The sequence below is a fragment of the Paenarthrobacter sp. AT5 genome, from assembly GCF_032764245.1.
Classification (GTDB): domain Bacteria; phylum Actinomycetota; class Actinomycetes; order Actinomycetales; family Micrococcaceae; genus Arthrobacter; species Arthrobacter ureafaciens.
Genome location: NZ_CP136441.1, coordinates 2,819,657 through 2,833,733 on the forward strand (window position 1 = coordinate 2,819,657; position 14,077 = coordinate 2,833,733).

Annotated in this window: 14 protein-coding genes, 1 tRNA gene and 1 other RNA gene; 8 read left to right on the forward strand and 8 right to left on the reverse strand. The window is 63.1% G+C overall.

Translation table 11 applies throughout. The annotated features are described in order from the left end of the window. Window positions 1–20 precede the first annotated feature (20 nt). Window positions 21–1,577, reverse strand: coding sequence for a polyprenol phosphomannose-dependent alpha 1,6 mannosyltransferase MptB (gene mptB / locus RI444_RS12965; protein WP_207604530.1), 1,557 nt, complete (start codon window positions 1,575–1,577; stop codon window positions 21–23). A 189-nt stretch (window positions 1,578–1,766) separates the two neighbouring features. On the opposite strand from mptB, the gene orn reads away from it, so the two are divergent. The 4 genes from orn (at window position 1,767) to RI444_RS12985 (ending at window position 4,111) form a co-directional block, all read left to right on the forward strand. Then, window positions 1,767–2,360: an oligoribonuclease gene (gene orn, locus RI444_RS12970; RefSeq protein WP_021470717.1), complete on the forward strand. Its 594-nt coding sequence runs from the start codon at window positions 1,767–1,769 to the stop codon at window positions 2,358–2,360. A gap of 131 nt (window positions 2,361–2,491) precedes the next feature. Then, window positions 2,492–2,567: transfer RNA gene (locus RI444_RS12975), tRNA-His, on the forward strand. 132 nt (window positions 2,568–2,699) lie between these two features. Next, a complete protein-coding gene (def, locus tag RI444_RS12980; RefSeq protein ID WP_021470718.1) occupies window positions 2,700–3,272 on the forward strand; it encodes a peptide deformylase in 573 nt (190 codons plus the stop codon). A gap of 2 nt (window positions 3,273–3,274) precedes the next feature. Beyond that, on the forward strand, window positions 3,275–4,111 hold the full coding sequence (locus tag RI444_RS12985) for an acyltransferase domain-containing protein (RefSeq protein WP_069696370.1): 837 nt from the start codon (window positions 3,275–3,277) through the stop codon (window positions 4,109–4,111). Window positions 4,112–4,139: 28 nt separating this feature from the next. On the opposite strand, the gene RI444_RS12990 is transcribed toward RI444_RS12985, so the two are convergent. The 4 genes from RI444_RS12990 to rnpB form a co-directional block, all read right to left on the reverse strand. Then, window positions 4,140–4,940 (reverse strand): HNH endonuclease family protein, encoded by an 801-nt coding sequence (locus RI444_RS12990; protein WP_021470720.1) that lies wholly within the window; start codon window positions 4,938–4,940, stop codon window positions 4,140–4,142. A gap of 130 nt (window positions 4,941–5,070) precedes the next feature. After that, the gene (locus RI444_RS12995; protein WP_021470721.1) at window positions 5,071–5,280 is read right to left on the reverse strand and encodes a hypothetical protein; all 210 of its coding nucleotides are present in this window, start codon (window positions 5,278–5,280) and stop codon (window positions 5,071–5,073) included. Between the two features lie 73 nt (window positions 5,281–5,353). Continuing rightward, a complete protein-coding gene (locus RI444_RS13000) occupies window positions 5,354–6,805 on the reverse strand; it encodes a glyceraldehyde-3-phosphate dehydrogenase (RefSeq protein WP_021470722.1) in 1,452 nt (483 codons plus the stop codon). Between the two features lie 350 nt (window positions 6,806–7,155). Then, an RNA gene (gene rnpB / locus RI444_RS13005) (RNase P RNA component class A) lies at window positions 7,156–7,541 on the reverse strand. A 57-nt stretch (window positions 7,542–7,598) separates the two neighbouring features. On the opposite strand from rnpB, the gene RI444_RS13010 reads away from it, so the two are divergent. Next, window positions 7,599–8,363: a YaaA family protein gene (locus RI444_RS13010; protein WP_021470723.1), complete on the forward strand. Its 765-nt coding sequence runs from the start codon at window positions 7,599–7,601 to the stop codon at window positions 8,361–8,363. Between the two features lie 4 nt (window positions 8,364–8,367). On the opposite strand, the gene RI444_RS13015 is transcribed toward RI444_RS13010, so the two are convergent. Together RI444_RS13015 and RI444_RS13020 are read right to left on the reverse strand one after the other, a co-directional pair. Then, window positions 8,368–9,105 (reverse strand): zinc ribbon domain-containing protein, encoded by a 738-nt coding sequence (locus tag RI444_RS13015; protein ID WP_207604529.1) that lies wholly within the window; start codon window positions 9,103–9,105, stop codon window positions 8,368–8,370. Between the two features lie 55 nt (window positions 9,106–9,160). Beyond that, on the reverse strand, window positions 9,161–10,072 hold the full coding sequence (locus tag RI444_RS13020; protein ID WP_207604528.1) for a Nif3-like dinuclear metal center hexameric protein: 912 nt from the start codon (window positions 10,070–10,072) through the stop codon (window positions 9,161–9,163). A gap of 136 nt (window positions 10,073–10,208) precedes the next feature. On the opposite strand from RI444_RS13020, the gene msrA reads away from it, so the two are divergent. From msrA to epsC, 3 genes are all read left to right on the forward strand, one after another. Next, complete coding sequence (gene msrA, locus RI444_RS13025) at window positions 10,209–10,733, forward strand: peptide-methionine (S)-S-oxide reductase MsrA (protein ID WP_021470726.1); 525 nt, start codon at window positions 10,209–10,211, stop codon at window positions 10,731–10,733. Window positions 10,734–10,800: 67 nt separating this feature from the next. Then, entirely contained in the window at window positions 10,801–11,736 is a 936-nt protein-coding gene (cysK, locus tag RI444_RS13030) for a cysteine synthase A (RefSeq protein ID WP_021470727.1), read from the forward strand. A 41-nt stretch (window positions 11,737–11,777) separates the two neighbouring features. Next, on the forward strand, window positions 11,778–12,362 hold the full coding sequence (gene epsC / locus RI444_RS13035; protein ID WP_021470728.1) for a serine O-acetyltransferase EpsC: 585 nt from the start codon (window positions 11,778–11,780) through the stop codon (window positions 12,360–12,362). Between the two features lie 166 nt (window positions 12,363–12,528). On the opposite strand, the gene gndA is transcribed toward epsC, so the two are convergent. Next, window positions 12,529–13,965, reverse strand: coding sequence for an NADP-dependent phosphogluconate dehydrogenase (gndA, locus tag RI444_RS13040; protein ID WP_207604527.1), 1,437 nt, complete (start codon window positions 13,963–13,965; stop codon window positions 12,529–12,531). Between the last annotated feature and the right edge of the window lie 112 nt (window positions 13,966–14,077).

A 14,077-nucleotide genomic window follows, 5' to 3' on the forward strand; every position in this document is an offset into this window, starting at 1 on the left:
GGGCGGGTCCCTGGCTCGTCTTAGATAATGGGGCGGGTCCCGGGCTCGTCGCGTTTCCGGAAGAGGGTCTTCGTCTTGGGGTCTACGAAAATCAGGTACACGGCGAAGAGCAAAGCGATGATGGCCGCGGCGTTCCTGGCCAAGGTGAGGGCAAGCCCAAGATCTTCACTCTGCAGGTACGGGAAGACGTCGAGTTGATCGGAGATGGCATAGACCATGAAGAAGGAGACCACAAAGTAGAGCGCCTTGACCTGCCAGTCGTTGCGGATTCCGGTCACCGCGAAAAGCGGTATCAGCCACACCACGTACCAGGACTGGATCATGGGGGCCAACAGGACGATCGCTGCGAAAGCAAGGGTCAACCGGCGCATGAGGCGGTCGTGCTCACCCCGGAAGACGAGCCATGCCACCGCGGCCAGCATGAGTACCTTGCCGGCATCGTACACCCACTTGGCCATGCCCCAGCCGTCGAGCCCGAACACGTTCGAAATGGAAGCAACCACCAGTCCGATGAGGCCAACGGGTGCATACCAAATCCACACACTGCCGGGTGCCGAGAGGCCCTTGATCCACCCGAAGCCGAAGCCATTGACCAGGCTCATGGCATAGAGCAGCCCGAACGTCAGCGCAGCAGTCAGGAACCAGAAAAGGAACTTCCGCGGCCAGGAAGCGCCCTTACCGGCCCACAGGAGGCCAATGAAGGGAAGGAATACCACAGTGATGGGCTTGACCGAGATGGAAAGCGCCACCAGCACGATGCCGAGCACTACCCGGTGCGTGGCGCAGTAGTAAAGGCCGGCCAGGGCCAGACCGATCATCAGCGAATCGTTGTGGACGCTGGCAATGAAGTTGGTGAGGAACAGCGGGTTGGCGGCCGTCAACCACAGCGCACGGTGGGGGTTGACGCCGTGAAGTTCCGCCAGCTTTGGTACGTAGATAATGCAGAGGATTACTCCAACCACTGCCACCAGGCGGAACAGCATGATGCACGCTTCAGGCTGGACGTTGGTCACCCACACCACGAACTGTTCGATCCACAGGAAGAGCTGACCGTATGGAACGGGTGCCTCGGTCCACATCTTGTCTGCGCCCAACTGGAAGTAGTTGGGCAGGGCGGAGATCCCGTTCTCGTAGGGGTTCATCCCCTCGACCATCAGCCGGCCTTGGCCGATGTAGGCGTACACGTCCCTGCTGAACAACGGGACAGTGAACATCATTGGCAGTCCCCAGGCAACCACGGCCTGAATGGTGGCTTTCCGGGCTTCCAAGCCCCACACACGGACCCTCTGGCCCAACCGGAGCCATGCCCTCACCAGAAGCATGCCGCCCACGGCGAGGAGCACGATCGACAGTCCGACGCCGACGCCCTCGGTCCGCATCCAAATGAAAAGGGGCAGGCGGCGGAGTTCGGAAACCGGAGCAAGCCAGCCAACCCCGAGCGAACCAACAACCAGGAACATGGAACCGATGAAACCGGCGATCAGCGGGGACTTGGCGTTGTCCACTTCCCCGGTGGCCGCATCTTGCGTCGGCGCAATTTTCCCTGCCTTCGAGGCGGCGGGTACGGGCACCGTCATGTGGTTTGCATCCAATCGTTTGCCCGGCATGTTTCGGGACGAAGTTTCGAGTCTCAAGGGCAGGTCACAGCGGGAAAAAGTCACCGCCATGTCCAAAAAATCGTACCATCGGAGCACTTGGATCAGCCTGAACGATAGGCTAGGCGCGTGCCTATTACTAATGAACGCATCGTCTGGATCGACTGCGAAATGACCGGCCTGGACCTCGTGAACGACGCCCTCATCGAGGTCGCCGCCCTCGTCACGGATTCCGAGCTCAACATCCTCGGCGACGGCGTGGACGTGGTCATCAAACCCGACGACGCCGCTTTGGAGCAGATGAACGACTTCGTCCGCGACATGCACACCCGTTCCAAGCTCCTGGACGAACTGCCGCACGGCAAGACGATGGCCGAAGCCGAAGCCCTGGTGCTCGAGTACATCGAAAAATGGGTTCCGGATCCCCGCAAGGCGCCGCTGGGCGGAAACTCCGTCGGCACGGACCGCATGTTCCTCGCACGGGACATGCCCAACGTCATTGAGCACCTGCACTACCGCGTGATCGACGTCAGCACCATCAAGGAACTCTCCCGCCGCTGGTTCCCCCGCGCCTACTTCCAAGCACCTGCCAAACACGGCGGACACCGGGCCCTGGGAGACATCAAGGACTCCATTGATGAACTCCGGTACTACCGCCAGGCTGTCTTCGTTCCGGCACCGGGCCCGGACACGGCCACCGCGCAACGCATTTCCAAGGAGACAACCGCTTCCGCCGAGACCCTCACCGGCTCCATCGGAGTGTGATCTGCGCCATTTTTAAAGGTTTTTTCGGCGAAACCGGCAAAAGTGGACTTTGAACCCGAAAACAGCAGGTAAGCTATTTGTCGTTGCCTTCACGGAAAGCCGGTCAAACGGTCAAATCCACGAGGCACATGGTGGGCGTAGCTCAGTTGGCAGAGCGCCTGGTTGTGGTCCAGGAGGTCGCGGGTTCAACCCCCGTCGCTCACCCCACCGAGATTGGCTGGAAAGCCGGTTTCCATGAAGGCCGCACCGGTTATCCGGTGCGGCCTTCATTTTGTTTGGGACCGGCCGGCTCCAGCGGTCCGGTCGAAGGCGTCCAGCGACTGACAAGGAAGAACTGACATGACGGTCCTGCCGATCACCATCTGGGGCGAACCTGTCCTGCATCGCCGGGCCAGCGAAGTGGAAACCTTCGACGACGAGCTCCGCACCTTGATCGCCGACATGTTCGAGACCAACGAGGCCGCCAATGGGGTTGGCCTGGCAGCGCCGCAGGTGGGCGTCGGGAAGCGGATCTTTGTCTTCAAGTACGCCAACGATGACGACGCCCCGGATGAAGGCGTGGTGGTCAACCCGGTCCTGACACTTTCAAAAGTGTCCGGCGCCCTCCCCGATCCCGACGAACATGTGGAAGGCTGCCTGTCGTTTCCCGGCGAGCACTATCCCTTGCAGCGGGCCGACTGGGCACGGGTCCAAGGCTTCGACGGCCACGGCAAGCCGCTTGATTTCGTGGCGACGGGCTGGTTCGCCCGGGTAATTCAGCATGAGTACGATCACTTGGATGGCAAACTGTACGTCAACAGGCTGGTGGACCGCTATGCCAGGAAAGCCATGAAGCAGGCCAAGAAGAACGGCTGGGGTGTCCCGGGCCTGACCTGGATGCCCGGCGTGGATCCGGATCCGTTCGGACACTGACCGTGGACGCCGCACACCTCACAGGACTCCTCGAACACCTGGACATCAGGGGTGAGGATGCGCTTGAGTGTGCCGGGTTGCTCGCGTCAAAACCTTCACCGGGAGTCAGCGACGCCATCACCGCCATGGAACATAGGCTTGGGACATTCCCTTCGGAGGGCATTCCAACCGCGGGCCAGACCGAAGCAGAGTGGATCGAGGCTTTCCTCCGCTTCGCACCGACCGTTCACGAATACCACCTCGGCCTGGGCATCAACGCAGCGACGTCCTGGGCGTCCTTGGCGGACCTCGGTTTGCAACTGCGCGTCAACCGGCGCGTCCACGGCCGGTTCGGGCTGGACACCTGGGGCTGGATGACGCTGCATATGGCAGGCAATATGTTCCGCCTGGGACGGTTGCAGTTCCACCTTGTCCGCAGCAATGGCAGCGAATCCCCATCGCCATCCACTGCGGCTTCCGGCTGGGAACTGGGCGTGCACATTCCCGAAGACGGGAGCCTCTCCCCCGGGGTAGTCGATCAGGCCTTTGCTGAAGCCCGTACCTTCTTCGCCCAGCACTTCCCGGACAAACCGGTGACTGAGGCCACCTGCGATTCATGGATGCTGGACCCCTATCTCGCGGAGCACCTTTCCGCGGGCAACATTGCCTCGTTTGCCCGGCGTTTCACGGTGAGCCACTGCACCGATGCCCCCGCCGACGCCGTGTATTTCACGTTCCGGCAACGTGGCCTTGAGGGCCTGGAGGCCCTGCCGCGGAAGACTTCCCTGCAGCGTGTGGTCCTGGAAAGAATCGACGACGGCGGAAATTGGCAGCTCGGCCACGGTCGGCTGGCCCTTTAGGCCGCCCGGACGGCCGGCAGCGAAGCCGTCATCTGGGCTGACTCACAGTTTGCTGATCCGGACAGGAACCGAGCACCCGCTTCATGGCGTCTTTCTCCGCCTGGGTGACCCACAGCCGATAAGCTGCTTTGACCGAGATCTGGCGCGCTACGTAGTGGCACCGGAAGTTCTTGTTGGGCGGAAGCCAGGTTGCGGCGTCGCCGGCCCCCTTCTTGACGTTTTGCGGGCCGTCGGCGGCGATGAGGTTCAGGGGATCGTTGGCCAGCAGTTGCCGTTGTCCTGCGGAGAGCTGCTTGGCGCCTTTCTGCCACGCGTCAGCCAATGCCACCACATGGTCGATCTGCAGGGCGGCACTGGTTTTAGGTCCGCGCCGAAACGCCATCTCTACCCCGGTGTAGGGCTCTTGAAGGCGCCCTGCCGTCACCTTGCATGGTGATCCAGCGCTGAACTCCACGGCGCTCAAATCCCTGCGGAGGACGTCGTTGCGGGTATCGCACCCGTTCCGGTCAACGTCCAGCCATGCCTGCCCAAAGGCTGCCCGATCGTAGTCGTTGGCTGTCCCGCGGCCTTTGACCTCCAGCTGTTCAAGCGCTGCAACCGCGCTCCGGGCCGGTACGCGTGCCGCTCCGGGGAGGGGTTTCATCCAGTCCGGATTGAAGACCGGGGCGGCACTGGGTCCGGTGTTCCAGGGGCCCGCGGCTTCGAACTGCCCTGCTGTGAAGAACCAGCCGAGGCCTGCCGCGAGAGCCGCGGACGCCGCTGCGAGAATGGCCCAGGCCAGGCGGTTCCGGCGGCGAGCCCGCGTGTAGGCAGGCCAAGTGCGGCTCAAGGAGGCTCCATCCGGTTGGTGACGTATTGCCCTTTGAGACTAGGACAAAGCACCGACATCGGAGCCTGTATCCACAGTGTGCAGGAGAAGTCACACGGTGGAGCAAGCCATGGGGTGGTTGTCGCCGTGGCTACTGTTCGCGCATGACGCGCCGCAGGTCTTCGGCGGCAACTTCCAGGAGAGTCCGCAATTGTGCAACGCGTTCATCGGAGACGTCCCCGGCGGCGTTGGCCTTGACTGCCTGGTCCAGAAGTTTCTGTGCCTGCTTGTGGTTTGCCTTCGCGACATCCAGCGCGTGTTCCAGCGTGGTTTCGTGTTCCAGCGTCGATTCGTTTTCCATGCACCCATTGTGGGCAGGTTTCCCGGCCGATTCCAGTGATCCGGCCGGGAAACCCCTGTCTAAGTACCGATGCTTAGGCGTTGGCTGCCTCAAGCACCGCAATGGGAGCGACCACGTCACGCGCAGGGAACGACGGCGGGTTGACCCCTGCCATCTCTTCCATCACGCGTACCACCTGGCAGGAGTACCCGAATTCGTTGTCGTACCAGACGTAAAGAACGAGGTTCTTGTCGGTGGAGATGGTGGCAAGCCCGTCAACGATGCCCGCACGGCGGGAACCAACGAAGTCCGTGGAAACGACGTCCGGGGAGTCGATGTAGTCGATCTGCTTCCGCAGCTGGGAGTGCAGCGACATCTCGCGGAGGTAGTCGTTGACCTCGTCGCGCGTGGTGCTCGTGGAGAGGTTGAGGTTCAGGATAGCCATGGACACGTCCGGGGTAGGAACGCGGATGGCGTTGCCCGTCAGCTTACCCTGCAGCTCCGGGAGGGCCTTGGCAACGGCCTTGGCAGCACCCGTTTCGGTGATGACCATGTTGAGCGCGGCGGAACGTCCGCGGCGGTCGCCCTTGTGGAAGTTGTCGATCAGGTTCTGGTCGTTGGTGAAGGAGTGCACCGTCTCAACGTGGCCGTGGACGATGCCGAATTTGTCGTTGATGGCCTTCAGGACCGGAGTGATGGCGTTGGTGGTGCAGGAAGCGGCGGTGACGATCTTGTCTTCGTCAGTGATGTCGCCCTGGTTGATGCCGTGCACGATGTTCTTCAGGTTGCCCTTGCCCGGAGCAGTCAGGAGCACGCGGGCCACACCCTTGCTCTGCAGGTGCTGGGACAGTCCCTCGGCGTCGCGCCAGCGGCCGGTGTTGTCCACTACCAGGGCATCCTTGATGCCGTAGGCCGTGTAGTCCACCGTGGCGGGGTTGTCCGAGTAGATGACCTGGATCTGGACACCGTTGGCGGTGATCGTGTTGGCTTCCTCGTCCACGCGGATCGTGCCCTCGAAGGAACCGTGGACCGAGTCGCGGCGCAACAGGCTGGCACGCTTGACGAGGTCGTTGTCCGCGCCCTTGCGGACCACGATGGCGCGCAGGCGCAGGCCGTGGCCACCCCCGGCCTTCTCGATCAGGATGCGTGCCAGGAGGCGGCCGATGCGCCCGAAACCGTAGAGTACGACGTCCGTGCTGGTGCGGTTGTCAGCGCCGCGCTTGCCGACGATGTCCGCCAGTTCGGTACGGAGGAAAGCGTCCAGGGACGCACCTTCACCTTCGGCACGGTATTTCTCGGTGAGGCGTGCGATGTCGATTGCTGCCGCGCCGAGCTCCAGCTCAGCCAATGCATTCAGCAGCGGTGCAGTCTCTTCCAACTGCAGCTCAGTGTTGCTCATCCGACGCGCGAAGCGGTGGGCCTTCAGGATGTTCATGGTGGACTTGTTGATCAGGCTACGGCCGTGGATGCTGGTGACCACGTTGTTTTCCCGGTACAGCCGGCCGATCACCGGAATCATGGCTTCGGCGAGGGCCTCCCGGCCCATCCACTTATCAAGACAAGAATCTGACGTCTGGCTCACAGAACTACCTTCCTTGGGTCAACCACATACGTCCTCGTATGCAGATGGCGTCGGCCGCCCGGAGTAGTCCTGCGGCACATGCGCCGCAGGCTTCGGTCCACCCGCAGCGCCTTGAACGAGAGCAAAGAAAATCCGCCGGCTGCGAACGCAGACCAGCGGCAGAACCTCTACGTTCGCTAACCATTCTAGGGCGCCACAGGCGCCACTTCCTCGCCGAGGGGCGTGAAATCACTCACAGCGGCGTCACAATCGGAAAGCAGGGCAGGCACAACCGAAAAGGTGCAGCCACCGCTGCAGGAAGTGCAGGGAGAGAGTGGATGGGTTGGCCGATACGCCGGGTTCTGTCATCCCCTGCCGTTGCCGGCAGAGGAGTGGCGGCCATCCATCTACGAACGCCGTTGCCGACGCCCTCCAGCAGCCTACCCGGACACTCGGGCGAGCAGCCCTCGAACGTGTCCTGTCTGGCCTTGCTCCGGGTGGGGTTTACCTAGCCTCCCCGGTCACCCGGGGAGCTGGTGGTCTCTTACACCACCGTTTCACCCTTACCTGCGCTTGGTGCGGGCACCAGAACGCGGGCGGTCTGTTCTCTGTGGCACTGGCCTGCGGGTTACCCCGAGTGGGCGTTACCCACCACCCTGCTCTGCGGAGCCCGGACGTTCCTCGAGCCACTCGCGTGGCGCGCGACCGCCTGGCCAACCCATCCGCCCTTCAGTCTACCGGCGTCAGGCGCCCGCCCTGTCACCGGTAATATCGACGGGTGCTGATTCTCCTGCCGCCTTCCGAAGGCAAGACCCCCGCTGCCAAAGGCCCTGCCATTGATTGGGAGGCGTTGAGCTTCCCGGAACTGAACCCTTACCGGGCCAAGGTGCTGGACGCATTGGGAACGGTCAGCGCCCACGAGGACGCCCTCGCCTTGCTGGGCGTCGGCGCCTCCTTGCGGGACGACGTCGAACGCAATACCCGGCTGCACGCCGAACCGGCGGCGCCTGCCCACCAGGTCTATTCGGGCGTGCTGTATGACGCATTGGGCTTTGGCACCATGACACCGACCCAGCGACGGAAGGCAACGGAGTCCATCCTGGTGGTCTCCGCCCTGTGGGGCGCCATTGGCTTTGGCGACCATGTGCCCGCCTACCGGCTGTCCATGGGAACCGCACTGCCCGACGTCGGACGCCTCGCCTCCTACTGGAAACCCCAACTGACGGCCGCCCTCGCCGGCCGCACCGAGGGGGAACTGCTGGTGGACTGCCGCTCCAGCACCTACGCGGCTGCCTGGGCTCCCCCGCCGGCGCAGACCGTCTCTGTCAACGTGTTCACGGAGGCCAACGGCAAGAGGACCGTGGTAAGCCACTTCGCCAAGCACACGCGCGGCGAACTGGCCAGGCACCTGCTGACACGTCGCGGAAAAACACCGGCCACACCTGTTCAGCTCCTCAAAGCCACCCAGGAGGCGTGGACCGCCGAACTTGTTGAGGGCACTGCACGCAAACCGCACGCGCTCAACATCATTCTGAGGGGCTAGTCGACTAGTTCCACTCGGCGGACCGGACCAGGATGCATCCCGAATCCGGGCAGAAGACGATCTCGTCGTCGGCGGCTGCTTTCACTTCTGCGAGGTCGCCGGGGCTGAGTGTCATGCCGGACCCCTCGGACTTGCCGTGGAAGAGCCGGGCCGCACCTACGCCGCGCTTGGCAATGGTCTTTTCGTAGATCGCGAGCATGGTGGGGTCCAGGGTCTCCGCAAAAGCTGCCCGCTGCCCGCGGACAACCGCCTCTTCCGCGGCAACCTCCGCGATGGCTTCATCGAGTTCGGCCCTGATGGCACCAAAAGATCCTTGGATGTCGTCCACGATCGCCTGTTGCGCTGCCTGCCGTTCCCGCAGTCCGTCCAGGCGTTCAAGGATCTCCAGCTCGATGTCTTCCAGGTCCGAGCGGCGCTTGTTGAGGGAGGCGATATCGTTCTGCAGCGCAACCAAGTCCTTGGAAAGTCCTGTTCCGCTGTTGAGCCGGGCCTCGTCCCTGTCAATCCGTGAAACCACCTGCTCCACGTCAGCTTCCGCGCGGCGCAGCTCCGCTTCGGCGTCGTGCACGGCCAGCTTGGCCGCACCGAGTTCGCCGTTGGCCACGGTGAGGGCATCAGTCAGGTCCACGATCCGGGGATCCGTCTCCAGGACCTTCCGGCGTCCGGCCAGCGACTTCAGCTTGGCGTCTAGTCCCTGCAGATCAAGCAATTTCAGTTGTTCTGCCGGTGCTGCTTTCGCCACGCTTACCTCCGCTGGTCTGTGTTTTCCCTACGGTTTGCCCGTATGTTCCTAGACTCTAGTCCCCGCCGGGAGTCAGGATGAAGTCCCAGGGATCGCTGTTGGTGCTGCTGACGCGGATCTCGACGTCGAAGCCCTGGTCCATGAGCACGTTGCCAAGCGCTTCGGCCGCGACGGGAAGCCACAGCCATTCGCTGGCGAAGTGCGAGACGTCAATGAGGTAAGGCCTGCCATTCACCGCACCTTCGCGGGCTTCAGAGGCAGGGTGGTGGCGCATGTCCGCGGTCACGTAGACATCGGCGTGGTTGGCGCGGACGGCGTCGAACAGGCTGTCACCTGCCCCGCCGCAGACGGCGACCCGGCGCACCAGGCCGTCCTTGTCGCCTGCCACCCGAACACCGCCGGCCACTGCCGGCAGCATCCCGAACACCCTTGCGGCGAAGTCGCCGAGCGTCATCAACTCGGGCAGGTCCCCCACGCGGCCGATCCCTTCTTCAGGCAAGCCGTTCGCCGCGGTTGCCAGCGGCGTGACGTTGTCCAGGCCCATGGCATCGGCCAGCACATCAGATACTCCTCCTACGGCCGAGTCCCCGTTGGTGTGCACGGTGAGCAGTCCCGTTCCGGCCTCAATGAGGCGGTGCACGGCCAGGCCCTTGGCCGAGGTGGCAGCGACGGAGTTCACCCCTTTGAGCAACAGCGGGTGATGGGTTATGAGGAGTTCGGCGCCCCATTCGATCGCTTCATCAATGACATCCAGGGTGGGGTCCACAGCGAAGAGGACTTTGGTGACCGGAACATCGGGGCGGCCAACAACCAGCCCCACCTCGTCCCAGTCCTCCGCGAGGGATTCGGGCCAGAGTTCCTCCACTGCCAGCAGGACCTGGCCCAGGGTCGGTTCCCCGTTCGCGTCGATCGTGCCAGCTTCATCGCCGGTGTCCCCGTTGGAATGGGCGGTGTCTACTGCTTCCATACTCTTATTCTTACCTACGCAGCCGGATCGGTCAGGGTCCGGCCACGGGCCAAAGTTCAGGGAGGCTGCTCGATTCCGTCACCGTCCCGTAAGGTGTTGCGGGAATCATCACGCCCTGCGAGCCATTGAAGAGATCATGAAAACTTTCGTACTTGGCGGCGGCTGCTTCTGGTGCCTTGATGCCGTTTACCAAAAGACCCGCGGTGTCAGCTCGGTTGTCTCCGGCTATACAGGCGGCCATCTGCCCGATCCCGACTACTACGAGGTGTGCTCCGGAACCACCGGGCATGCCGAGGTGGTGGCGGTGACCTTTGACGAAGCCTCGGTTCCGGAAGAGGTCATCCTCGACATGTTCTTCGCCCTGCACGACCCCACCACGTTGAACCGCCAGGGCTACGACGTGGGCACGCAGTACCGCTCCTCGATGTTCTACACCACCACAGAGGAGAAGATCCTTTTCGAGGAAGCCATTGAGCGCGCCCAGGCATTGTGGTCGAACCCGATTGTTACGGAAGTGACCAGGCTGGGTCATTTCTACGATGCAGAAGATATCCACCAGAACTACTACGCAAAATTCCCGAACCAGGGCTACTGCCAGGTGATTATTAACCCGAAGCTGGCCAAGGCCAGGAAATATTACTCCGCATGGCTAATTGCTTAGCGGGGTTTCCGCCCCGCTGGTTAGGCTGACCTCAGCAATCCCTCTTCAGAGATAGGCATACATTTTCATGGCAAGGATCTACGACGACGTCACCCAGTTGGTCGGACGCACCCCGCTTGTCCGGTTGAACCGCCTTACCGAAGGACTTGACGCCACTGTTGCGGTCAAGCTGGAGTTCTACAACCCGGCCAACAGCGTCAAGGACCGCATCGGCGTGGCCATCATCGACGCCGCCGAGAAGTCCGGTGCCCTGAAGCCCGGCGGCACCATCGTCGAAGGAACCTCCGGAAACACGGGCATCGCCCTTGCTTTGGTGGGCGCAGCCCGCGGCTACAAGGTCATCCTCACCATGCCGGAGACCATGTCCACGGAACGCCGTGTCATGCTCCGCGCCTACGGCGCCGAAATCGTCCTCACCCCGGGTTCCGAAGGCATGCGCGGTGCGGTGGAGAAGGCCCAGGAAATCGTAGCCAACACCGAGAACTCCATTTGGGCACGCCAGTTCGCCAACGAGGCCAACCCCCAGGTGCACCGTGACACCACGGCCGAGGAAGTCTGGGCAGATACCGACGGCGAAGTGGACATCTTCGTTGCGGGCGTCGGCACCGGCGGCACCATCACCGGCGTCGGACAGGTCCTGAAGGAACGCAAGCCCGGCGTCCAGATCGTGGCCGTCGAACCCAAGGACTCCCCCATCCTGAACGGCGGCGCCCCGGGCCCGCACAAGATCCAGGGCCTTGGAGCGAACTTCGTTCCCGAAATCCTGGACACCAACGTCTACGACGAGGTGCTCGACGCCACGCTCGAAGATTCCGTCCGTGTTGCCCGCGAACTCGGTGCCCGCGAAGGCATCCTGGGCGGCATCTCCTCCGGCGCGATCGTGTGGGGCGCACTGGAACTGGCCAAGCGCCCCGAAAACGCCGGCAAGCTGATTGTGGCTGTGGTCTGCGACTTCGGCGAACGTTACATCTCCACCGTGCTGTTTGACGATATCCGCGGCTGATCCTTCGCCCGCACCCACCCCGTTCCTGTAGAAAGGTCTTTGTGAGTTTCTTCGCAAGGCTTAAGGAAGACCTCGACGCCGCCCGGTCCCACGACCCGGCGGCTCGAGGTTCTTTTGAGAACTTTTTCGCCTACTCCGGCCTGCACGCCATTTGGGCCCACCGGCTGACGCACAAGCTGTGGCAGAATCCGGCCCTCCGTTTTCCTGCCCGGCTGATATCACAGCTGGCCCGGTTCATGACCGGTATCGAGATCCATCCCGGTGCCACGATCGGGCGCCGTTTCTTCATTGACCACGGCATGGGGGTGGTGATCGGAGAGACCTCTGAGATCGGTGACGACGTCATGATCTACCATGGGGTGACGTTGGGCGGCCGTTCACTGGCCAAGGTCAAGCGGCACCCGACCATCGGTGACCGGGTCACCATCGGCGCGGGGGCAAAGGTGCTGGGTCCCATCACGATCGGTGCGGACAGCGCCATCGGCGCCAACGCCGTGGTGGTGAAGAACGCTCCCCCGGAGTCCATCATCACCGGCATCCCCGCCACGTGGCGGCACAGGGATGCAAGGTCGGAGACCAAGCCGGCGGTGGACCCCGCCGAGTACTACATCGAATACCGGATCTAGCAAGCACGGTCCGGAAGAATCCCGGCGCCCCGGGATCCCTCGCCCCACGGCAGGGATCCCGGGGCGTTTGTGCCTTCACGGCCCGGGAGATCGATGCGCCCTGGGACGGCAAAGGCCGGTTCCTCCCGGTGTGTGCGGGAGGAACCGGCCTTTGCGTTGAACGTGGTTAGTGGGTGTCCACTGCCGAGATTTCGGACTTGTCCTCGCCCCACAGCGTGTGGAACGTGCCCTCGGCGTCGACGCGGCCGTAGGTGTGGGCACCGAAGAGGTCGCGCTGGCCCTGGATCAGGGCAGCGGCGACGCGCTTGCGGCGCAGGCCGTCGTAGTAGGCCAGGGAGGAGGAGAAGACCGGTACCGGGATACCCAGCTGAACGGCGGTGGCCACAACGCGGCGCCATGCCGGCAGTGCCTCAGCGATGGCCTTGGTGAAAGCCGGCGCGAAGAGCAGGTTGGCGGGCTTTTCCTCGGCGGCGTAGGCGTTGGTGATGTCCTTGAGCAGTTCAGCGCGGATGATGCAGCCTGCGCGCCACAACGAGGCGATCTCGTCCAGCTTCAGGTCCCAACCGTATTCCTTGGCGGCAGAGGTCAGCATGTCCAGGCCCTGGGCGTAGGAAACCAGCTTGGAAGCGTACAGCGCCTGGCGGACATCCTCGACGAACGTCTCGGGGATTTCGACGGCGGCTTCCGCCCCTTCCAGCAGCTCCTGGCCCAGCTTGCGCTGTTCAGCCTGCGAGGACAGTGCGCGGGCGAAGACGGACTCGGCGATGCCGGACACCGGCGAGCCCAGCTCGAGTGCGGAGATAACAGTCCAGCGGCCGGTGCCCTTCTGGCCTGCGGCGTCAACCACAACATCCACGAAAGGCTTGCCGGTCTTGGCGTCCACGTGGCCAAGGACCTCGGCGGAGATTTCAATCAGGAAGGAGGACAAATCGCCCTTGTTCCATTCAGCGAAGATCTTGGCCTGTTCGGCCGGTTCGATGCCTGCACCAGAGCGCAGGAGATCGAAGGCTTCGCCGATGACCTGCATGTCGGCGTATTCGATGCCGTTGTGGACCATCTTGACGAAGTGGCCTGCACCGTCGGTGCCGATCCAGGCGCAGCACGGTTCGCCGTCGACCTTGGCGGAGATCTTTTCCAGCAGCGGGCCGAGCGCGTCGTAGGACTCGCGGGAACCGCCGGGCATGATGGACGGGCCGTTGAGCGCGCCTTCTTCGCCGCCGGAGACACCGACGCCCACAAAGTGGAGGTCCTTCTTGGCCAGCGCGGCTTCCCGGCGGCGGGTGTCCTCGTAGTGCGAGTTACCGGCGTCGATGATGATGTCGCCGGCTTCGAGCAGCGGCTCAAGCTGTTCGATGACGTTGTCCACGGGGGCACCGGCCTTGACCATGATCAGGACACGGCGCGGCTTCTCCAGCGAGTCGACAAGCTCCTGCAGCGTTTCCGTGCGGACGAAATCGCCCTCTGACCCGTGCTTTTCAAGGAGCGCGTCGGTCTTCTCCACGGAACGGTTGTGGAGTGCCACGGTGAAGCCGTTGCGGGCAAGGTTGCGGGCAAGGTTGGCGCCCATCACCGCGAGGCCGGTGACACCGATGTGTGCTGACATCAAAACTCCAATTCGATCGTGCATAGTCCTGCAGGCAGCAGGAAGCGATTTCGTTAACAGGGGCTGTAATAAACCATACGTATTAAATTCGCGGGCCGGTAGCCTGGCTCAC

What these genes read in the sequence shown, in the direction of transcription:
- mptB (WP_207604530.1), bottom strand. Translation starts at nt 1,577, where the DNA reads ATGACGGTGCCCGTACCCGCCGCCTCGAAGGCAGGGAAAATTGCGCCG.
- orn (WP_021470717.1), top strand. Translation starts at nt 1,767, where the DNA reads ATGACCGGCCTGGACCTCGTGAACGACGCCCTCATCGAGGTCGCCGCC.
- def (WP_021470718.1), top strand. Translation starts at nt 2,700, where the DNA reads ATGACGGTCCTGCCGATCACCATCTGGGGCGAACCTGTCCTGCATCGC.
- RI444_RS12995 (WP_021470721.1), bottom strand. Translation starts at nt 5,280, where the DNA reads ATGGAAAACGAATCGACGCTGGAACACGAAACCACGCTGGAACACGCG.
- RI444_RS13000 (WP_021470722.1), bottom strand. Translation starts at nt 6,805, where the DNA reads ATGGGCCGGGAGGCCCTCGCCGAAGCCATGATTCCGGTGATCGGCCGG.
- RI444_RS13020 (WP_207604528.1), bottom strand. Translation starts at nt 10,072, where the DNA reads ATGGAAGCAGTAGACACCGCCCATTCCAACGGGGACACCGGCGATGAA.
- msrA (WP_021470726.1), top strand. Translation starts at nt 10,209, where the DNA reads ATGAAAACTTTCGTACTTGGCGGCGGCTGCTTCTGGTGCCTTGATGCC.
- cysK (WP_021470727.1), top strand. Translation starts at nt 10,801, where the DNA reads ATGGCAAGGATCTACGACGACGTCACCCAGTTGGTCGGACGCACCCCG.
- gndA (WP_207604527.1), bottom strand. Translation starts at nt 13,965, where the DNA reads ATGTCAGCACACATCGGTGTCACCGGCCTCGCGGTGATGGGCGCCAAC.